Origin of the sequence: Streptosporangium subroseum (assembly GCF_900188345.1) — a bacterium.
Classification (GTDB): domain Bacteria; phylum Actinomycetota; class Actinomycetes; order Streptosporangiales; family Streptosporangiaceae; genus Streptosporangium; species Streptosporangium subroseum.
The window spans coordinates 128802-149570 of record NZ_FZOD01000021.1 but is presented as its reverse complement, the minus strand read 5'-3'; the positions used below and the strand labels follow the sequence as shown (position 1 = coordinate 149570).

Here is a 20769-nt window from a genome sequence, read left to right as displayed (position 1 = left end):
CGGCGCCATGCCGGTGGCGCCGGCAGGCCACGGGCACCCGATGCGATCGTGCGCCCGCATTCGCACAGGTGATACACAGGATGTGAAAAGGATGCCGACAGCTTCGCCGCTGATGATCGGGTGATGACGATGGCGAACGCGCAGACCCGCGGGCCGATGCGCCGGCCGGACGGCAGCCCCGTACGGGTGCTGGTGGTCGACGACGAGCCCACGCTGGCGGAGCTGCTGACGATGGCGCTGCGCTACGAGGGCTGGGAGGTGCGCAGCGCCGGCGACGGCCTGAGCGCCGTCCGGACCGCACGCGACTTCCGGCCCGACGCCGTCGTGCTCGACGTGATGCTGCCCGACATCGACGGCCTGGAGGTGCTGCGGCGGCTACGCGCGGAGACCTCGGATGTGCCGGTGCTGTTCCTGACCGCCAAAGACTCCCTGGAAGACCGGATCACCGGCCTGACGGCGGGCGGCGATGACTACGTCACCAAGCCGTTCAGCCTCGAAGAGGTCGTGGCCCGGCTGCGCGGGCTGATGCGCCGCACCGCCCGCTCGGAGCTGAGCCCCGGCTCCCAGCTCGTCATCGGCGGCCTGACCCTGGACGAGGACAGCCACGAGGTCCGGCGAGACGGCGAGCTGATCACTTTGACGGCCACCGAGTTCGAGCTGCTGCGCTTTTTGATGCGCAACCCGCGGCGGGTGCTCAGCAAGGCACAGATCCTGGACCGGGTATGGAACTACGACTTCGGCGGCCAGGCGAACGTGGTGGAGCTGTACATCTCCTACCTGCGAAAGAAGATCGACGCCGGCCGGGCACCGATGATCCACACGTTGCGCGGGGCGGGATATGTCCTCAGACCCGGCGAATAAGCCCCGCATCAGCCGCCGGTGGGGACCATCGAGCCGGTCGCTGCGGGCCCGCCTGGTCGCGGCGATGGTCATCTTGCCGGCACTGGCGTTCCTCGTCGTCGGGGTGACCACCGAGGTGACGCTGAACAAGGTGCTCTACGGTCGCGTCGACGACCAGCTGACGGCGGCGGCAAGCCGGGCACCGCGCACCTTCGAACCCCCGGCGCCTCTCGGCGCGGCGCCGAACAAGCCCGACTGCACGCAGCCACGGGAGCGCGGCTTCCCACCGGGCCAGATCATCGGCACCCTCGCGGCACGAACCTGCCGGGGCGTCGTCGTCAACAGCGACGTGCTGGTGGAGCGGGGACAGCCGCAGCCCGACGTCGGCGCGCTGAACGCGACACTGCTGAGCGTGCCGGTGGGCACCGCGCCGCACAGCTACGACCTCGGCGACCTGGGCGACTACCGCCTGGTGGCGCGCGGCATGCCCGACGGCGCGGTGCTGATCACCGGGCTGCCGCTGGCCGAGACCCAGGAGACGCTCTACCTGGTGGCCGGCGTCGTGGGCGGAGTCACCGTGCTCGTGCTGCTGGCGGTGGGCTACGCCGGCGTGGTGATCGTACGGCGAGCGCTGCGGCCGCTGTCACGGGTGGCGGCCACCGCCACCCGGGTGTCGCAGCTGACCCTCGACCGCGGCGAGGTGGAACTTCCGCAGCGCGTCGCCGAGGGCGACGCCGACATCCGCACCGAGGTCGGCCAGGTCGGCGCGGCGCTGAACCGGATGCTGGAGCACGTCGGCAGCGCGCTGGAGGCCCGGCACGCCAGCGAGACGCAGGTACGCCAGTTCGTGGCCGACGCCAGCCACGAACTGCGCACCCCGCTGGCGGCGATCCGCGGCTACGCCGAGTTGAGCCGCCGCAGCAGGCAGCCCGTACCGCCCGACGTGGCCCACATGCTGCGCCGGGTGGAGTCCGAAGCGCAGCGGATGACCGCCCTGGTGGAGGACCTGCTGCTGCTGGCCCGCCTGGACGCGGGCCGGCCCCTCGCGCACGGACCCGTCGACCTGACGATGCTGACGGTCGACGCGGTCAGCGACGCCTACGCCGCCGGCCCGCATCACGACTGGCGGCTGGACCTGCCCGATGAACCGGTCATGGTCACCGGCGACTCGGCGCGGCTGCAGCAGGTGCTGGCCAACCTGCTCACCAACGCGCGCGTGCACACCCCCGAGGGAACCCCCGTCACGATCAGCGTCACCGCCTCCGCCGGGCAGGCCACGCTACGGGTCGCCGACGCCGGCCCCGGCATCCCGGCCGAGCTGCTGGCGCACATCTTCGAGCGGTTCGCCCGCGGCGACAACTCGCGCTCCCGGGCGGCCGGCAGCACCGGCCTCGGGCTGTCCATCGTGCACGCGGTGATCGGCGCACAGGGCGGGAGCGTGGAGGTCGACAGCGTGCCGGGCCGCACCCGGTTCACCGTCCGGCTACCCCTGTCCCCCAGCGGATCAGCACCTCCGGCAGAGCCTTCCGGAAACCGGGATCTGCCGCAGAACACCCGCTGACGGGCCTGGAGAACTCGAGCGGCCGCAATCCGTTCACAGGGCGGGGACAGCGCACGCACCGTTGGGAACTCCTGGCATTCGCCCAGCCTCAAGCCCGGCCGCGCGGGCTGATGCGCCACACCGCCCGCGGGGATCCGTCGTGTCAGACCCCCGTGAGGAGCAGCGGGTCAGCCGTCCCCGGCCGGTCGCAGGACCGAGCCCGGCCGCAACCGTGGATCAGCCTCACAGGCGGTGCACAGCGACGCCACAAGACGCGGACAGGCCGACGGCCGAAAGTTCTCAAGGACGCACCGACGAAAGGACGCACCGATGACCTCGACACTGTCCGCGACACCGGCCCATCGATCCCCCTCCGCGGCGGTGGCACGGAGGTGGTTACGGGGCCGCACCGACGACGGCGCCTGGGTGCGACCGGCCCTGCTGGCACTGCTGGGGGCCACCGCGGTGCTCTACCTGTGGGGACTGGGCGCCTCCGGCTGGGCGAACGCCTTCTACTCGGCGGCGGCACAGGCCGGCTCGCAGAGCTGGACGGCGTTGTTCTTCGGCTCCTCCGACGCCGCCAACTCCATCACGGTGGACAAGACACCCGCGTCATTGTGGGTGATGGGACTGTCGGCGCGATTGTTCGGCGTCAACGCCTGGAGCCTGCTGGTGCCGCAGGCGCTGATGGGCGTCGCCACCGTCGGACTGCTGTTCGCGACGGTACGGCGCTGGTACGGCCCGGCGGCGGGCCTGATCGCCGGTGCGGCGACCGCGCTGACGCCCGTCGCGGTGCTGATGTTCCGCTTCAACAACCCCGACGCGCTGCTGGTGCTGCTCATGGTCGCCGGCGCCTACGCGACCGTCCGGGCGGTGGAGAGCGGCGCCACCAAGTGGCTGGTGTGGGCCGGGATCTTCGTCGGCTCCGGCTTCCTGACCAAGATGCTCCAGGCGCTGCTGGTCGTCCCGGTGTTCGCACTGGTCTACCTCATCGCCGGGCCGCCCAAGCTCGGCAGGCGCATCGGGCAACTCCTCCTGGCGGGCCTCGCATTGGTCGTCTCGGCCGGCTGGTACATCGCCATCGTCGAACTCATCCCCGCCTCGATGCGCCCCTACATCGGCGGCTCGCAGAACAACAGCCTGCTGGAGCTGACCCTGGGCTACAACGGCCTGGGCCGGCTGAACGGCGACGAGACCGGCAGCGTCGGCGGCGGCCCCGGCCGCGGCTGGGGCGAGGTCGGCTGGACGCGAATGTTCGACGCCGCGCAGGGCGGCCAGGTCGCCTGGCTGCTGCCCGCCGCCCTCATCCTGCTGGCCGCGGGCCTCGTCGTGACCGCGTCTGCGGCACGCACCGACCGCACCCGCGCCGGATTCATACTGTGGGGCGCCTGGCTGCTGCTCACCGCCGGAGTGTTCAGCTTCATGGCGGGCATCTTCCACGCCTACTACACCGTCGCCCTCGCCCCGGCCGTCGGCGCGCTGGTCGGCATGGGCTCGGTGACACTGTGGCGGCGGCGGTCCGCCAGGTGGGGCACGCCGACCATCGCCGCCGCGGTGGCGATCACGTCCTGGTGGTCGTTCACGCTGCTCGGCCGCAGCACCGACTTCCTGCCGTGGCTGCGCTGGGCGGTGCTGGCCGGTGGACTGCTCGCGGCCGCAGGGCTGCTGGCATCGCTGCGGCTGCCCACCCGCATGGCCGCCCGGGGAGCCATTCCGGCGGCGGCACTGGCGCTCACCATGGTGCTGGCCGGGCCCGCGGCGTACGCGGTGGACACCGCGGCCACCCCGCACGGCGGCTCCATCCCCTCTGCGGGCCCCGCCGTGGCCGGCGGCTTCGGCCCCGGAGGGCGCGGCGGCCCCGGCGGCATGGGCGGCCCCGATGGGATGCGCGGCCGGCGCCCGGGCGCCATGCCACCGGGCGGCGCCCAGCCCGGCACGGCTCAGGGCGCACCGGCCGCCGGCCGCGGCGCTGCGGGACGGACCGGCGGCCAAGGCGGCATGGGCGGGCTGATCAACGGTTCCACCCCCAGCGCGGACATGGTCACACTGCTGCGCGACGGGGCCGGCTCATACACCTGGGTGGCGGCGGCGATCGGATCGCAGAACGCTTCCGGCTACCAGCTGGCCACGGGCCGACCGGTCATGCCCATCGGCGGCTTCAACGGCAGCGACCCCTCACCCACCCTCGCCCGGTTCCAGCAGTACGTCACCGAAAAGAAGATCCACTACTTCATCGGTGACCGCGACGGCGGGATGCGCGGCAACAACGGCAACAACGCCGGCTCGCAGATCTCCGCCTGGGTCACCGCCACCTTCCCCGCCACCACGGTCGGCGGCGTCACCGTCTACGACCTGACGTCCTCCCCCGGCTCGACCTCCTGACACGCTGGTCGACCTGCTGATCTCCACGGTGATCGTCTCGGCACCCGACGACTTGCGCAGTGAGATCCGTTCCCTGGGCAGCAAAGCGCAGATCAGCTACTGCGCCAAGCTTGGGACCGGCCCTGCCGGACCCTGGAGCACCGCATGACCGTCCGGGCTCTGCGTGCCCCTCCCCGCATTAAGCGCCGCGCCCGGCGGGCCAGCTGTCGAGGCTGAAAGCACGAAGCCAAATAGGGTACCGAGGATTAATTCGGTTGTAGTGGGACTAGTTGGCCTGATGATGTACGTACATGGATAGCGTCACTGAGCAGTTGCAACAGGTGAGGACAGGAAATTACCGTACGATTACGAGACGACCGGCTGCATGGCACCGGCTGGCGGTGCTCGGAGCCTTGATGCTCGCCGCCCTCACCTTCAACACCGCGGAGAACCTGCCGGTCGGCCTCCTGAAGCTCATCTCTGAAGACCTACGCGTGTCTCTGTCAGCGATCGGTCTCCTGGTCACCGGTTACGGCGTGACGGTGGCCATCGCATCTGTGCCGATTGCCCACGTCGTGCGGGCCGTACCCCGACGCCATGTGCTCACGGGACTGCTGACCGCGCTCGTAATGTCCAGTCTCGTTGCGGCGCTGGCCCCCTCTTACTGGCTGCTCCTCGTGGCGCGACTGCTGACCGCGCTCGCCCAGGCGCTGTTCTGGGCCGTGATGGGGCCTGTCGCGGTGGGCCTGTTCGCGCCCAAGATCCGGGGGCGTGTGATCGGGGCGCTGTCCGTTGCCGGGTCGCTCGCCCTCGTGTTTGGTGTTCCCGCCGGGACCTGGCTGGGCCAGCAGAGTAGCTGGCAGGTGCCCATCGCCATGCTGGCAGCCCTGGGGCTTGTCTACCTGGTGACGATCGCCGTTCTGCTGCCGACCTCGCGTCCGGAAGAAGAGCCCGCCGCCTACGCAACCAGCCCCGACGCGTGGCGGTTCGGAACGGTGCTGGCGGCCGGGGCCTTGTCCGCCACCGGGGCGTTCACGGGATACACCTACATCGTGACGTTCCTGGGCGACGTGAGCGGGTTCTCCCCCACGCGGTCAGCGCCCTGTTCATGGTTTTCGGTGTCGCGTGCCTGGCCGGGGTGAGCATCACCGGGGTGTTCCTGGACCGCTTTCCGCATGCCGCGCTGGTCACCGCCGTGGCCACGCAGGCGGTGGGCATGCTCGGCCTGTACGCGTTCGGCGCTCACCCGGTGGCGGCGGTGATGTTCCTTACGCTGATGGGCGGTGCACTCGGGCCGGTGTTCATGACCACTCAGAACGCGATGCTGCACTGTGGGCCGGGCCGCACGGACATCGCCCTCGCAGCGAACTCCGGTGCCTACAACGCCGGCATCGCGGCGGGCGCCGCGCTTGGGGCACTGATACTGCCGCTCGCCGATGTCCAGGGCGCCTTCCTCGCCGGCGGACTGCTGACCGTCGGGTCCTGCGCGGTCCTACTCGGCGGCCACCTGCTGCGTGGGCGCCGCCGCCCAGAACGCTCAGCACGCCGATGAGGGACGCCAGCTCGGATTCGCCGACCACAACAGGGCGTGCCTGAAGGCTGCAGGTGCCTACCTTGGACGGTCAGATCGCCGATGCCGCTACGGTCACGGGCAGGAGGGCCCTGATGATGCGACCCCCTCGCCGTCTTCTCCGTACTTCCGAGATCGACCTAATCTCGGAACAAGAATCGACGCGCAGTTCGTAGCGTCCGGCCCAGCCGGGTAACTTCAACCGAGCTCACCGCCCTGGCCGACCACCTGACCGCCCACGGCTTGATCCTGGAAATGCTGGCCGGCCCGTTACCTGGCATCTACTTCACGACGACAGCAACTCCGGTGTGCCCTCGCTCATGGCCCCACAGCAAGCGATCTCATCCCCAGCTACAGAGCCCCGGCATAGCCGCAGGTCAAGGGCATATCCGACGAAAGTTTCGTCAGGACTACTGGGACCCCGGTAGGACACTGCTGAACTGGGCGAGCTCAATCCCGTGTACCTGGTTGCACGAGCCTTACCGACACCCCCCACTCCGGTGGGAGCCGCCTTGCGTCGTCTCGGGCACCTCACGGCTCCCGCCCCGCATTCACAGGCCGGCCACAGCAACGCCACAAGCCCCTGAAAGGCGCCCGGCCGACCGTGAGGACATGAGCACTTCAACGCTTCCCGCACACGGCACGACCCCGGACCCCGCAACACACCCACCGGTCCTCGACGTCGTGGTGCCGGTCCACAACGAGGAAAGCGACCTCGAACCATGCGTACGCCGCCTGCACACCCACCTGCTCCAAGACTTCCCCTACCCCTTTCGCATCACCGTCGCCGACAACGCCAGCACCGACCGGACCCCGCAGATCGCCGCCCGGCTCGCCGCCGAACTGCCCGAGGTCACCTCCGTACGGCTGGCGGCCAAGGGACGCGGCCGGGCGCTCAAGCACACCTGGTCGGCCTCCGACGCGCCGGTGCTGGCATACATGGACGTCGACCTGTCCACCGACCTGGCCGCGCTGCTGCCCCTGGTCGCCCCGCTCATCACCGGCCACTCCGACCTGGCCATCGGCTCCCGGCTCTCCCACGGCTCCCGAGTGGTCCGCGGCCCCCGGCGGGAGATCATCTCCCGCTGCTACAACCTGCTGCTGCGCGGAACACTGTCGGCCCGCTTCTCCGACGCCCAATGCGGCTTCAAGGCCGTGCGCGCCGACGTGGCCGCACGGCTGCTACCCCTGGTCGAGGACACCGGCTGGTTCTTCGACACCGAACTGCTCGTGCTCGCCGAACGCACAGGCCTGCGCATCCACGAGGTGGCGGTCGACTGGATCGACGACCCCGACAGCCGCGTCGACCTCCTGTCCACCGCCATCGCCGACCTCAGAGGCATCGCCCGGCTGGCCCGGGCACTGGGCACCGGCCGGCTGCCCCTGGCACGCCTGCGCGAACAACTCGGGCGCACCCCACTGCCCGTGGCCGGCATCCCCGCAGGCCTGCCCGGGCAACTACTGCGCTTCGCCGCCGTCGGCGCCGCCAGCACCCTCGCCTACCTGCTGCTGTACGCCGCGCTCCGCACGACCACCGGCGCCCAGGCCGCCAACCTCATCGCCCTCCTCCTCACCGCCGTGGCCAACACCGCCCTCAACCGCCGGCTCACCTTCGGCATCCGCAGCACCGGCCGCCTGTGGCTGCACCAAGCCCAGGGCCTCGTCGTCTTCGCCGCGAGTCTCGGCCTGACCGGCGGCTCGCTGGCCCTGCTGCACACCGTCGACGATGCCCCGGCCCGGCCGCTGGAACTCGGCGTGCTGGTCGCGGCCAACCTGGCCGCCACCTGCCTGCGGTTCCTGCTGCTACGCACCTGGGTCTTCGGCCCCCGCCGGCGACCGGGCGAACACCCCCGGCCCGCCGAAGGGCCGCCCCAGTGAGGCGGGACACGCCTCCGGGCAAGAAGGCGGACGACCTCCCTGCCCGGCACGGCGGGCAGGGAGGCTCGGACGCGCTTCATCTGATCGGGCATCACCGGGGAGTCCGCCCGCTGGAAGCAGGCGTTCTCCGTGAACACCGGTCAACGCAGCTCAGCGCAGCACCGCCTCGGCCGCGGCGGGCCGCTGCTGGTCGAACTGGGTGCGATACAGCTCCTCGTAGCGGCCCCCGGCCTCCAGCAGGGCGTCATGCGTGCCACGCTCCACGATGCGCCCGTCCTCGATCACCAAGATGACATCCGCGGCCCGGACGGTGGACAGCCGGTGGGCGATCACCACCGCGGTCCGCCCGGCCAGCGCCTCACTCAGCGCGGCCTGCACCGCCGCCTCCGAGGTGGAGTCCAGATGCGCGGTGGCCTCATCCAGGATCACCACCCGCGGATGTGCCAGCAACAGCCGGGCGATCGTCAGCCGCTGACGCTCACCACCCGACAACCGGTAACCACGCTCACCGACAACGGTGTCCAGCCCGTCGGGCAGGGAGGAGACCAGGTCCGCCAGCCGGGCGCGCTCCAGCACCTGCCACAACTCCTCCTCCTGCGCCTGCGGGCGGGCCAGCAGCAGGTTGGCCCGGATCGACTCGTGAAACAGGTGCCCGTCCTGAGTCACCATCCCGAGCGTCTCCCGAATGGATTCGGCGGACAGATCCCGCACATCCACCCCCGACAGCCGCACCGCGCCGCCGTCGACGTCATACAGCCGCGGCAGCAGTTGCGCGATCGTCGACTTACCCGCACCCGAAGACCCCACCAGAGCCACCATCTGCCCCGGCTCGACACGGAAGGACACCTCGTGCAGCACCTCGACACCGCTCCGAGCGTCCAGGGTGGCGACCTCCTCCAGCGAGGCCAGCGACACCTTGTCAGCCGAGGGATAGGCGAAACGCACCCGGTCGAACTCCACCGACACCGGCCCCTCGGGCATCGGCACGGTGACGGGCTTGTCGGCGATCAAAGGCTTGAGATCCAGCACCTCGAAGACCCGCTCAAAGCTCACCAGCGCGCTCATCACCTCCACCCGGGCGCTGGCCAGCGCCGTCAACGGCGCGTACAGGCGGGTGAGCAGCAGCGCCAGCGTCACCACGGCGCCCGGCTGCAGCTGACCGCGCAAGGTGTAGAACCCGCCCAGGCCATAAACCAGAGCCAGAGCCAGAGCTGAGACCAGCGTCAGCGCCGTGATAAAAATCGACTGAACCATCGCGGTGCGCACCCCGATGTCACGCACCCGCCGGGCGCGCACACCGAACTCCGCCGACTCGTGCGCGGGCCGGCCGAACAGCTTCACCAGCGTCGCGCCGGGCGCGGAGAACCGTTCGGTCATCTGCGTGCTCATCGTCGCGTTGTGATTGGCCGACTCACGCTCCAACCGCGCCAGCCGGGTGCCCATCCGCCGAGCGGGCAGCACGAACACCGGCAGCAGCACCAGCGCCAGCAGGGTGATCTGCCAGGAGATCCCGATCATCACCGCGAGCGTCAGCATGAGCGTCACGAGATTGCCGGCCACACCGGACAGGGTGTCGCTGAAGGCCCGCTGCGCGCCGATGACATCGTTGTTCAACCGGCTGACCAGCGCACCGGTGCGGGTACGGGTGAAAAAAGCGATCGGCATACGCTGCACATGGTCGAACACCATGGTGCGCAGCTGCAGGATCAGACCCTCACCGATGCTCGCCGACAGCCACCGCGTCAACAACCCGAGCCCGGCCTCGACGGCCGCGATGACGGCGATCAGCGCCGCGAGCCCGACGACGACATCCAGCGCGGCGCCCTTGTCGATCGCGTCGATCACCTGACCGGCCAGCACCGGCGAGGCCACCGCCAGCACCGCCCCCACCACGCTCATCAGCAGGAACCACCCCAGACGCCGGCGGTGTGGCCGGGCGAAGACGATGATGCGCCGCAACGTGGCCCGGGAGAAGGGCCGCCGGTCCTGCTGGGCGTTCATCGCGTGATACAGCGAGTTCCACGCGGTCACTTCCATGTCCATCACACATCACCGGGTCCTGGGGGTCGTCATTGCGGGGGTGCGGCAGAAAGGCCTCAGAAAAAGCACCGGCCCAGGCTTTTATACGGTGACCGACCGACATTTTCGCCGGGCCACCCGCCTCGACCGGGGCTATGAGACGACCCTAAAACCTCAACCAAAGGTGAGGTCAAGCGGCTCTCCGCCATCCTCCGGACGCTCTTCCGTCCTCCCGTAGCGGGGACATGGGAGCGCGGCCCTCAAAGCCGCCTCATCGCGCCGGCCGGGCGCGGTCCGAGCAGACGGTCGCCGTCTGAGCCTCAGAGCCGGACCGCAGTTTCACCCGGCACCAAGGAGAACCCGCGCCACTCACTCACACGGCCCCGTGCCCCCGCCAGAGGTCCCCCATCCATGGATCCCCGTACCGAACGATTTCGCCGCGCCGCTTGTTTGTTGATGTAGGTCTTTAGTCCATTCTCTTAAATGATCTTGAACTTCCAGGTCGGGCACCTTTACAATGTAGATCAATAATTTGACCCTGCCTGCGGCTGCCTCACCGGCCCCGACCTGCGGCGCGAGATTCACGACGGCCTTCAGTTCGTGGCCCAGCGGTGAGGCTCCGTGCATCACATCGGGTCCAGCGCCGCCGTCAGTGGGCCGCGGTGACCACGATCTTGCCGAACTGGGTGTTGGATTCCATGTGCCGGTGTGCCTGCACGATCTCCTGCAGCGGGAACACGCGGTCCACCACCGGGCGGAACGCTCCACCGCGCAGGCCCGAGGTGACGAACGCGGCGGCGCGGCGCAGCCGTTGCGGGTTCTTGGCGGTCTCGAGCATCGTGTAGGTGCGCATGTTCAGCGCGGGCATGCCCAGGTCGAACCCGGGATACGGGGTCGGCTGCCCGCTGAGCCCGCCCCACAGGAACAGGGTCCCGCCGGCCGCCACAGCGCGGGCCAGGTCCACGACTCCGGGACCGGCGACGGCGTCGAAGACGTACTCGGCGCCTCTGCCGCCGGTCAGCTCCAGCACGCGCTTCGCCACATCCTCCTCGTCCGAGACGATGACCTCTGCCGCGCCCTCGGCGATCAGCTGCTGCTTCTTGGCGCGGGTGCGGGTGACGGCGACCGGGGCGGCGCCCACGCGGGTGGCGGTGTGGATCGCGGCCAGGCCGACGCTGCTGGAGGCCGCGTTCACCACCGCCACATCACCCGCCCGCATGCGGCCGACTTCCACCATCGCACCGTAGGCCGTGAGGTAGGGCATCCACACCGCCGCGCCGGACACCGCGTCCACGTGGTCGGGACGGTGCAGCAGTGCGGTGGCCGGCACGATCGCCCGCTCGGCGTACACGCCGTAGTCGTTCTGCGAGAAGTTCGGCACGACGCTGATCGCCTGCCCCTTCTCGAAACCGGTCACCTCGGGGCCGACCGCCTCGATCACACCGGCGGCCTCGGAGCCGAGCCTGGCGGGCAGTCGCTTCACCGGCTCGATGTACTGACCGCTCCGGAACAGTGCCTCGGCCCTGTTGACGCCGATCGCCTCCACCCGGATCCGCGCTTCGCCCGGTCCCGGCTCACCCGGCTCCAGGTCCTCCAGCCGCATCACCTCGGGTCCGCCGATCTCGTGGAACCGCACAGTCCTTGCCATGCCACCGTCCTTCGCTCGCTGGGAACGGGCTTACCGTGACATATAAGTACGATAGCCGTCAAACTTTGACGACTATCGTACTATGAGGCTATGGTTTGATGACTGTCGTACTATGGGGCCATGGAACGCACGCCGTCGCACCCCGAGGTCTCGACGTTCAACCTCCAGCAGGTGCTGGAGGCTCTCGTCGATCCGGTACGCCGGAGCATCGTCATGCAGCTCGATGCCACCTGCGAGGACATCGCCTGCGGCGCTTTCGACATCTCCGTCAGCAAGTCCACCGCCACCCACCATTTCAAGGTGCTGCGCGAGGCGGGCCTGATCCGGCAGCACTACGTCGGGACCTCGCGGATGAACACCCTCCGCCGCGCCGAGATGGACGAGGCGCTCCCCGGCCTGCTCGACGCCCTCACCACTCCTCAGGCGCAAGGGGCGTTGATTTCTGGTTCCGCCGGAAAATAGGAGACAGGCGGCGCCGACCGCGACAACCTCCACATCGGTAAGGCGAGCGGCGCGAAGGCCTCCCGTCCGAAGCCCGACTCGGTGCCGAAGACGCCTGGGAACGGAACAAAGACCGGGGTGGTGTCGCAGATGAGGCGGGTTCAGCCGGTCACGGCCGGCTTGCGGAATTGCTCGATCATGGCCGCGTAGCCGTCGCCGCCGCGACCCCCGGCCACCGCCCGGCCGGTCAGCGTCTTGACGAACCTGGGTAGTTCGGCATTGATGCCGAGGGACTCGCTCTCCTGGATGAGGTGCTCCATCGCCGCCAGGTGGGTGTCGATGGTGGAATCGACGGCCGGATACTCACCGGCGTCGATCTGGTCCGCGTAGGCGGACATCCATTCGGTCATGACCCCGATCCCCTGGCTCAGGAACGGGGCGACCGTCGCGGCGTCCACCTGTGCCGTCCCGAGCAGGGCCACGCCGTGCAGGAAGCCGTTCAGAACGCTCCACATGAAGCCCAGCATCGCCACGTCGTACAGCGAGGCCAGGCCATGATCGGCGCCGAGATAGGTGGTGCCCGCGCCCAGGCTCCGCAGGGTCGGCTCGTGCAGGTCGAAGGCCGACCGCGGCCCGCTGTAGAGCAGAACGGCGTCGGCCGTGCCGATGGCCGGGGGAATCGCCAGGATCGCGCCGTCGAGGTAGGTGAAGCCCCGCCGCGCCGCCCATTCGGTTGATCGGTGAGCTGAGCCGCCGGACCGGAGTCGGTGCGCATCTGCTGCGCTACTACGAGGACCAGGGTTTGCTGGAGCCGGGCCGCGGCGCCAACGGCTACCGCGAGTACACCGACGACGCCGTCCTGACCGTGACCCAGATCAGGGGGCTGCTCGAGGCCGGGCTCTCAACCGAGGACATCGGGTTCCTGCTGCCCTGCGCCACCGGCGCCGCCCCCGACCTCGAGCTCTGTCCTGAGCTGCTGGACGTCCTCCGAGCGCACCTTCGCGGGCTCGACGAGCGCATCGACACGCTCACCCGCTCCCGCCAGGCCCTCCACGGCTACCTCGGCAGCACCCGGCTCTGTCCCGGCACCGATCAGGACGGGTGACGTCAAGCGCCGCCTGGGGCAAGGCCGAACGGCCCGCCGCCGCCGATGCGACCGGGGCGGGCCGGCCGGTGTTCCTCGCCGAAGGCCCGAAGCCGGGACCGCCCCCACCTCCCCCTAGGCTGGGGAACCGTTCCCCGCCGACCTTGAAGAAAAGGTGCCCGCTGTGCCGACCGCACTCCGTCTGTTCCGTTATGTGGCGATCGCTGAGGCGTGTTCGTGGGCGGGACTGCTCATCGGCATGTTCTTCAAGTACATCGCCGACACCGGTGACCTCGGAGTGAAGATCTTCGGCCCGGTGCACGGTGCGATGTTCGTCCTGTACGTGGCCGGGGTGCTGGCCGCGGCCCGGGTGGAGCGCTGGAGCCCGGGCGTGATCGTGCTGGGCCTGGCGTGCTCGGTGCCCCCGTTCACCTCGCTGTGGTTCGAGCGGCGCATGCTGGCCCGCCACCGCGAACCGGTCGCGGCCTAGAGATCCAGTACGGCCCGCGTCGCCGCGCGGCACCGTCGCGGGTGGGTGAGCAGGTCGGTGGAGTCGCCGAACTGGTCGATCGAGCCGATCGGCGGCAGTGCCCGGATCACCGGGTCGGTGATGGCGGCGTTCAGGGCGTCGGCGAAACGCTGGGCGCCGATGACCTGGAACGGCCGGTCGTGAAAGCCCCGCATCGAGGTGTCGAGCGCGGGCTGGGGAACCAGCCGGTTGTGCAGGGCGGCCACCCGCTGGTAGGCGCGGCCCAGATGCTCCTGGCGTGCCCGCCAGTCGCCGGCGGCCACCGCCGCCGACAGGTCCTCCCCCAGCTCGGCCGTACCCGACAGGCGGGCGAAACCGCTGCCGAGCCATTTCGCGTACGGCGGGTAGCGCCGGCGCATCAGCAGCACCAGCCGCATCAGGTCCCGGGCCAGGCCGGCGGTGAGCACCGCCGAGCCCAGATCGTCGCCCACCTCCCCGCACCGGCCGGGGAAGGCCTCCATCTGGGCCAGGCGTCTCCACTGCCCGGCCAGTACGTAGCGTTCCAGGTCCGGTGGGTACCAGCGCAGTGCGGCGCGGGCGGGCTCGAGGGCCTCCAGGCCGTCGTGGAAGACCTCCCCGCTGGTGACCTCGGCCAGCCGCTGCCAGGGAGTCGACAGCCAGTCCAGGGTGCTCACGCCACCTAGCGGGTCGAACCCGAGCCGGTCGGTGAACCAGGTGGCCACGTCGCTCACCTGCACGCCGTGGGTGGCGCCGATGGCGGTACGGTAACCGCAGAAGATCTCCGGCAGGCCGGCGGTGACGGCCTGGCGGACCTGCCCGGTCAGATGGGGCGCGGTGAACAGCACCACGCGCGGCCCCCAGTCGTGATCGGTGGAACGTTCGGTGTCGAACGCCAGGACCTCCGACCCGGCGCCGATCAGCGCGGCACTATGGGGAATGTCGGTCAGGATCGGCCGCACGACCTGAACGTAGAAGGTGCGCGAAAGCTCCAGACCAGGTATGAAACTGGACATCATTTCATCCACTCTGCCTGCCGCGACCGCGCCTTGCATCCGGTTTTCTACCTGCTTGCGTCCGCCCTGGGCAGGGGGCCGATCCGCGTGCGTACGGCCCCCCTGATCGCGTGTCCGAGCGCCGCCGTGACCGCTTCCGGCGCGGGGTCGCCCTGGCGTCGCCGGTCCAGCTCGGTCACGGGGCGGCCCGCCCCGTGACCGCCGGTCGGCGCGGATCCTTCAGGCGCCGTCCAGGGCCGCGGCGGCGACCGGGCGGAGCCGCAGGCCCAGCCGCTCATACAGGCTGATCGCCTGGTGGTTGCCGGTCTCGACCATCAGCGCGACCCGGCCATGCCCGGCGACGAGCGCCTCGAAGACGAACCGGCACAGTCTCTCCCCGTGACCCCGGCCCCGGTGGGAGGGGGCGGTGGCCACTCCGGCGACGAACCCGACCTGCGGGCAGGACCAGGCGTCGGCGGCCGTGGCCACCAGGGTCCCGTCCTCGGCGCGCAGTCCCGCCCAGCGGCGAACGCCCGCCACCCCGGGAGTCGCCCACGAGGAGGGAGAGGCCTCGGCCAGCAGGGCGCTCACCTCCCGCTCCGCGCCCTCCAGCCACCCGCCCGCCGCCGGGGCTTTCGCGGGCGGCGGCGGGCGGGTGGCGTCCATCCACTCGAACGACGCCAGCGGCCGCACCCCCGGCACCCGCTCGGTCAGCTCGCCCAGCAACGCCCGGTCGCCCAGCAGCCGGTAGGAGGGGTCCAGCTCCGGCCGCACCAGCCCCACCAGCCGGGCCACCTGCGGCGCGGGGCCGCGCACCGTCAGCCGGTCACGGCGGTTGAGATCCGGGCTGGCCACCGCCACCGCCTCCCCTAGCGCCCATGCCCGCACCCCGGCGCCCATCCCCCGCGCCGCCCACACGATCATCGTGTCGTCGTCGCAGGCGGCGACCACGTCGCCGGTCGCGGTCAACTCCACGGCACGGCCTTTCACCGACGAGCGCCTTTCTCAGAGAATCGCGCCGGGGACATAGGCCGCGTCGGCCGGATAGCGGGCGGTGATCTCACCGATCCGCGCCACGACCGCCTCGACCTGCTCGGCGGCCGCGCCGGTGAACGCGATGCGCTCTCCCAGCAGGTGCTCCAGTGCCGCCCGGTCCAGCGGGAAGCGCTCATCGGCCGCCAGACGCTCCACCAGCTCGTTGCCGGCGCCCCGCTCGCGCATCGCCAGCGCCGAGGCGACCGCGTGCTCCTTGATCAGCTCGTGCGCGCTTTCGCGGCCCACCCCGGCCCGCACCGCGGCCATCAGCATCTTCGTCGTCGCCAGGAACGGCAGATACCGGTCCAGTTCGGCGGCGATGACCGCCGGGAACGCCCCGAACTCCGCCAGCACGGTCAGCATGGTCTCCACCAGGCCGTCGAAGGCGAAGAACGCGTCCGGCAGCGCCACCCGCCGCACCACCGAGCACGACACGTCGCCCTCGTTCCACTGGTCCCCGGCCAGCTCCCCGACCATGGAGGCGTAACCCCGCAGGATCACCGTCAGCCCGTTGACCCGCTCACACGAGCGCGTGTTCATCTTGTGCGGCATCGCGGAAGAGCCCACCTGGCCCTTCTGGAAACCCTCCGTGACCAGCTCGTGCCCGGCCATCAGCCGGATCGTCTTGGCCAGTGAGGAGGGGGCGGCGGCCAGCTGGACCAGCGCCGTCACCACCTCGTAGTCCAGCGAACGCGGGTAGACCTGCCCGACGCTGGTGAAGCGGTGCGCGAACCCCAGGTGCGCCGCCACCCCGTCTTCCAGCTCCGCCAGCTTCGCCCGGTCCCCGCCCAGCAGGTCCAGCATGTCCTGGGCGGTGCCGACCGGCCCCTTGATGCCGCGCAGCGGATAGCGGGCGATCAGCTCCTCCAGCCGGGCGAACGCCACCAGCAGCTCATCGGCCGCCGAGGCGAACCGCTTGCCCAGCGTCGTCGACTGCGCCGCCACATTGTGCGACCGGCCGGCCATCACCGTGCCCGAATGCTCGGCCGCGAGCGCCCCCAGCCGCGCCAGCAGCGCCACGCACCGCCCGCGCACCACGACGAGGCTGTCGCGGATCTGCAACTGCTCGACGTTCTCGGTCAGGTCCCGCGAGGTCATGCCCTTGTGCACGTGCTCGTGCCCGGCCAGGTCGTTGAACTCCTCGATGCGGGCCTTGACGTCGTGGCGGGTCAGGCGTTCGCGCTCGGCGATCGAGGCCAGGTCCACCTGGTCGATGACCTTCTCGTAGTCGGCCACCGCCGTCTCGGGAACCTCCACCCCCAGCTGCGCCTGCGCGGCCAGCACGGCCAGCCACAGGCGCCGCTCGGCCACCACCTTGTACTCGGGAGACCACAGACGGGCCAGCTCCGCCGAGGCATAGCGGGCGGCAAGGACATTGGGGATACGCGGCTTGGCAGTCACGTTCCCTCATTGTATTGCGCCCCGTACGGTCCGGCCCACGCAGGGGCGGCGACCGCGGAAACGGCCGATCGCCGTACGGCGGCGCGAGGGGCGCGCGCCGTACGGCGATCGGTGAGACAGCGAAAGACGAAGGACCCTAGCGAGCCGGCGTCAGCTCCTCGGCGTCGTAGACCTTCACCTCGGCCTCGTGCCTGCCGGCCTTCGGCTTGCGGCGCAGACGCTCCTTGGTCCGCTCCAGCATCACGTACAGGGTCGGCACCAGCACCAGCGTCAGCAGCGTCGACGACAGCAGGCCGCCGATCACCACGATCGCCAGCGGCTGGGAGATGAACCCGCCCGACCCGGTCAGGCCCAGCGCCATCGGGATCAACGCGAAGATCGTCGCGACCGCGGTCATCAGGATCGGCCGCAGACGGCGCCGGCCACCCTCGATCACCGCCTCCACGATGCCCAGCCCCTGCGCGCGGTACTGGTTGATCAGGTCGATCAGCACGATCGCGTTGGTCACCACGATGCCGATCAGCATCAGCATGCCGATCAGCGCCGGGATCCCCAGCGGCGTGCCGGTGATCAGCAGCAGGCCGATCGCACCGGTCGCCGCGAACGGCACCGACACCAGCAGGATCAGCGGCTGGGCGAAACTCCGGAACGCCGCCACCATGATCATGAAGACGATCGCGATGGCCGCCAGCATCGCCAGCCCCAGCTGCCCGAACGCCTCGTCCTGCTGCGCGCTCACCCCGCCGATGGTGAACGTCGCCCCGGCCGGAAGCGACAGCGCGTCCAGCTTCGTGGTCAGAGCCGTGGTCACACTGCCCAGGTCGCTGCCGGTGGCCGTACCCGACACCGTCGCGCTGCGCTCACCGTCGATCCGGGTCACCTGCGTCGGCCCGTCGACCTTCGCCACCGTCGCCACGTCCGACAGCTTCACCGTGCCGGTCGCGGTCGGCAGCTTCAGCGCGGCGACCGCGCTCAGGCTCTCCGGCGCGTCCCCGCTGCGCATGATCAGGTCACCGGTCCGCCCGTCCAGCGTGACCTGGCCCAGCGGCGCCCCGCGGAACTGCTGCGCCACCAGCTGCCCGATCTGCGTCTCGCTCAGGCCCTTGGCCGCGGCCTTCTCCCGGTCGACCTGTACCTCGATGCGCTGCGCGCTGGCCGCCAGGTTCGACGCCACGTCCCGCAGCCCGCCCACGCCGGCCATCGCCGCGCGCACCGTCTCGGCCGCGCTGTTCAGCGTCTCGGTGTCCGGCGCCTGCACGATCACCTGAAGCTGGTCGGTCGAACCGCCCGGGCCGCCCTGACCGCCGCCCACGGTGATCTCACCGGCGTCGGTGACGGCCTTGAGCCGCTCACGCAGCGTCTCCTCCAGCGCCGAGGAGTCGGCGCCCTCGGCGACCGTCACCGAGTAGGAGGCGCGATCGCCGCCCCCGCCGGAGCCGCCCAGGAATCCGCCGCCGCCTCCCACGTTGACCTGATAGGCCTTCACGTCCTTGAGGGAGCCCAGTACCTGCTCGACCTTCTTGGCCGCCGCGTCCGTCGTGGCCAGATCCGTGCCGGGCGGCATCTTCTGGCTGAGGGAGACGGTGTCCTGCCCCGTGGAGTCGAGGAAGTTGGTCTCCAGCCGTCCCGCCAGGCCCATCGTCGCGGCGAAGATCAGAACGCCGACCAGCAGGGTGACCATCCGCCGCTTCGTCGCGAAACGCAGCACCGGCAGGTAGGCGCGCTGCAACGGGCTGCGCAGCTCCTTGGCCTCGGCCTCCTCCCGTACCGCGCGCGCCTCCTCGGCGCTCAGCACCGGCGCCTTCAGGAACCAGTAGGCCAGCACCGGGATCACCGTCAGCGACACCAGCAGCGAGGCCAGCAGCGCCACCGTCACCGTGATCGCGAACGGCGCGAACAGCTGCCCGACCATGCCCCCCACCACCGCGATCGGCAGGAACACCGCCACCGTGGTCAGCGTCGAGGCCGTCACCGCGCCGCTCACCTCACGCACGCCCGCCAGCACCGCCTTGCGTTTCTCCTCGCCGTAGCCCAGGTGCCGCTTGATGTTCTCCAAGACCACGATCGAGTCGTCGACCACCCGCCCGACCGCGATGGTCAGCGCGCCCAGGGTGAGCAGGTTGAGGGAGTAGTCGCCCAGCCACAGCGCGATCAACGCGATGATCACCGACAGCGGGATCGACGCCGCCGTCACCAGCGTGGAGCGCACCGACAGCAGGAAGATCAGAATGACCAGCACCGCGAAGGCCAGGCCCAGCAGGCCCTCGGTCGCCAGGTCCTCGATCGAACGTTCCACATACGGCGCCTGGTCGAAGACCACCGTCACCTGCGAGGGCCCGCCGATGGCCTGCGTGATCGCCGGGTCGTTCAGCTTCTCGCGCACCGCGTGAGAGATCGCCACCGCGTTGCCGTCGGGGGACATGGTCACCGACACGCCCAGGCTCGGCTCGCCCTTGGTGCGCGTCAGCGAGGTGCTCTCGGCCAGCGCCCGCTCCACGGTCGCCACCTCGCTCAGCTTCACCGGCTTGGGCGCCGCCGGCGGGCGCTGCTGCACCTGCGCGACCGGCTGCCCCGGCACCGTACGGCCCTGCGGCGACTGGGGAGCGACCTGCGGCGCGGCCGCCGGCGTGAGGTAGAGGTCCTTCAGCTCCTGCAGCGTGGTGATCCGGCTGCCGACCTGAACCGTCAGCGACGTCTGATCCTCGGTCAGGCTGCCCGCCGCCACCGGCTGGCCGTTGGCGCGCAGCGCGTCGGTCACCGCGGTCGGCGCCAACCTGTGCGCCGCGAGCTTCTTGACGTCCGGGGTGATCACCACGACCTCGTCGCGGGTGCCGGTCACCGTGGCCTCGCTGACGCCGTCGATGCCCTGCAGCTCCGGCACCATGACCCGCTCAAGCTTGTCGGCCGTGTCCCGCTGGTCGCCGCCGTCACCCACCGCCAGCACCAGCACCGGGATGTCGTCCGTGCCGCCGGTCAGGACCTGCGGATCCACCCCGGCGGGCAGCTGGGCGCCGATGCGCGACACCGCCTGCTGCATCTCGGTGACCGCGGCGTCGATGTCGGTGCCGTACTCGAACGACACCTGGACCTGCGCCATGCCCTCCCTGGAGGTCGAGGTCATCTCGGTGACCCCGCCGATGCCCTGGAAGCTGCTCTCGATCGGCTTGGTGACCTGCTCCTCGACGATCTCGGGCGAAGCCCCCTGGTAGGGGGCGACCACGAACGCGCCCGGGAACGAAAGCGATGGCAGCAGCTGTTGTTTCAGCGACGGGATCGCGAAGGCGCCGAACGCGCTCAGCACGAGCGCGATCATTATGACGAGGCTGCGGTTGGCAAGGCTCAACCTGGCCAGGGCGGTCATGGGGGCGGGCTCCTAGGGGGACGTCATCGTAAGATTCGCCCCAGACTAACACTTCGCTTCATGCGAATATTTAGCGTTGTCGTGTGATCCTGATAACCTTCTCAGGAAG

Annotated in this window: 16 protein-coding genes; 9 read left to right on the top strand and 7 right to left on the bottom strand. The window is 70.5% G+C overall.

Annotated elements, in window-relative coordinates; all coding sequences use genetic code 11:
* The first annotated feature begins 123 nt into the window (after positions 1 to 123).
* From CHC08_RS22205 to CHC08_RS22185, 6 genes are all read left to right on the top strand, one after another.
* The gene (locus CHC08_RS22205) at positions 124 to 861 is read left to right on the top strand and encodes a response regulator transcription factor (protein ID WP_089209253.1); all 738 of its coding nucleotides are present in this window, start codon (positions 124 to 126) and stop codon (positions 859 to 861) included.
* A gap of 64 nt (positions 862 to 925) precedes the next feature.
* Positions 926 to 2401 (top strand): sensor histidine kinase, encoded by a 1476-nt coding sequence (locus CHC08_RS22200; RefSeq protein ID WP_245878469.1) that lies wholly within the window; start codon positions 926 to 928, stop codon positions 2399 to 2401.
* Between the two features lie 309 nt (positions 2402 to 2710).
* The gene (locus tag CHC08_RS22195; protein ID WP_089209251.1) at positions 2711 to 4762 is read left to right on the top strand and encodes a glycosyltransferase family 39 protein; all 2052 of its coding nucleotides are present in this window, start codon (positions 2711 to 2713) and stop codon (positions 4760 to 4762) included.
* 290 nt (positions 4763 to 5052) lie between these two features.
* Positions 5053 to 5883: an MFS transporter gene (locus CHC08_RS51615; RefSeq protein WP_245878468.1), complete on the top strand. Its 831-nt coding sequence runs from the start codon at positions 5053 to 5055 to the stop codon at positions 5881 to 5883.
* A complete protein-coding gene (locus CHC08_RS51610; RefSeq protein ID WP_245878467.1) occupies positions 5850 to 6293 on the top strand; it encodes an MFS transporter in 444 nt (147 codons plus the stop codon). The genes CHC08_RS51615 and CHC08_RS51610 overlap by 34 nt, the downstream gene beginning before the upstream one ends.
* Positions 6294 to 6923: 630 nt before the next feature.
* Positions 6924 to 8189, top strand: coding sequence for a bifunctional glycosyltransferase family 2/GtrA family protein (locus CHC08_RS22185; protein ID WP_089209250.1), 1266 nt, complete (start codon positions 6924 to 6926; stop codon positions 8187 to 8189).
* A gap of 150 nt (positions 8190 to 8339) precedes the next feature.
* On the opposite strand, the gene CHC08_RS22180 is transcribed toward CHC08_RS22185, so the two are convergent.
* Positions 8340 to 10232, bottom strand: a complete 1893-nt coding sequence (locus CHC08_RS22180; RefSeq protein ID WP_089209249.1) for an ABC transporter ATP-binding protein — start codon at positions 10230 to 10232, stop codon at positions 8340 to 8342.
* A gap of 625 nt (positions 10233 to 10857) precedes the next feature.
* Positions 10858 to 11856, bottom strand: a complete 999-nt coding sequence (locus CHC08_RS22175; RefSeq protein WP_089209248.1) for a zinc-dependent alcohol dehydrogenase family protein — start codon at positions 11854 to 11856, stop codon at positions 10858 to 10860.
* A 120-nt stretch (positions 11857 to 11976) separates the two neighbouring features.
* On the opposite strand from CHC08_RS22175, the gene CHC08_RS22170 reads away from it, so the two are divergent.
* The gene (locus CHC08_RS22170) at positions 11977 to 12318 is read left to right on the top strand and encodes an ArsR/SmtB family transcription factor (RefSeq protein WP_089209247.1); all 342 of its coding nucleotides are present in this window, start codon (positions 11977 to 11979) and stop codon (positions 12316 to 12318) included.
* A gap of 140 nt (positions 12319 to 12458) precedes the next feature.
* Here the strand turns inward: CHC08_RS22170 and CHC08_RS22165 are convergent, their stop codons facing one another.
* Complete coding sequence (locus CHC08_RS22165) at positions 12459 to 12848, bottom strand: imine reductase family protein (protein ID WP_420823580.1); 390 nt, start codon at positions 12846 to 12848, stop codon at positions 12459 to 12461.
* A gap of 182 nt (positions 12849 to 13030) precedes the next feature.
* Between CHC08_RS22165 and CHC08_RS22160 the strand changes: the two genes are divergently transcribed.
* Both CHC08_RS22160 and CHC08_RS22155 read left to right on the top strand, forming a co-directional pair.
* Positions 13031 to 13402, top strand: coding sequence for a MerR family transcriptional regulator (locus CHC08_RS22160; RefSeq protein WP_089209245.1), 372 nt, complete (start codon positions 13031 to 13033; stop codon positions 13400 to 13402).
* A gap of 163 nt (positions 13403 to 13565) precedes the next feature.
* Positions 13566 to 13871 carry a DUF3817 domain-containing protein gene (locus tag CHC08_RS22155; RefSeq protein WP_218825412.1) on the top strand — a complete coding sequence of 102 codons (306 nt, stop codon included), beginning with the start codon at positions 13566 to 13568 and terminating at the stop codon, positions 13869 to 13871.
* Here the strand turns inward: CHC08_RS22155 and CHC08_RS22150 are convergent.
* The 4 genes from CHC08_RS22150 to CHC08_RS22135 form a co-directional block, all read right to left on the bottom strand.
* On the bottom strand, positions 13868 to 14887 hold the full coding sequence (locus tag CHC08_RS22150; protein WP_218825411.1) for a DUF4037 domain-containing protein: 1020 nt from the start codon (positions 14885 to 14887) through the stop codon (positions 13868 to 13870). The genes CHC08_RS22155 and CHC08_RS22150 overlap by 4 nt on opposite strands.
* Before the next feature lie 216 nt (positions 14888 to 15103).
* Positions 15104 to 15853 carry a GNAT family N-acetyltransferase gene (locus CHC08_RS22145; RefSeq protein ID WP_218825410.1) on the bottom strand — a complete coding sequence of 250 codons (750 nt, stop codon included), beginning with the start codon at positions 15851 to 15853 and terminating at the stop codon, positions 15104 to 15106.
* Positions 15854 to 15868: 15 nt separating this feature from the next.
* Positions 15869 to 17299: an adenylosuccinate lyase gene (gene purB, locus CHC08_RS22140; protein ID WP_089209242.1), complete on the bottom strand. Its 1431-nt coding sequence runs from the start codon at positions 17297 to 17299 to the stop codon at positions 15869 to 15871.
* A 136-nt stretch (positions 17300 to 17435) separates the two neighbouring features.
* On the bottom strand, positions 17436 to 20660 hold the full coding sequence (locus CHC08_RS22135; RefSeq protein WP_089209241.1) for an efflux RND transporter permease subunit: 3225 nt from the start codon (positions 20658 to 20660) through the stop codon (positions 17436 to 17438).
* Between the last annotated feature and the right edge of the window lie 109 nt (positions 20661 to 20769).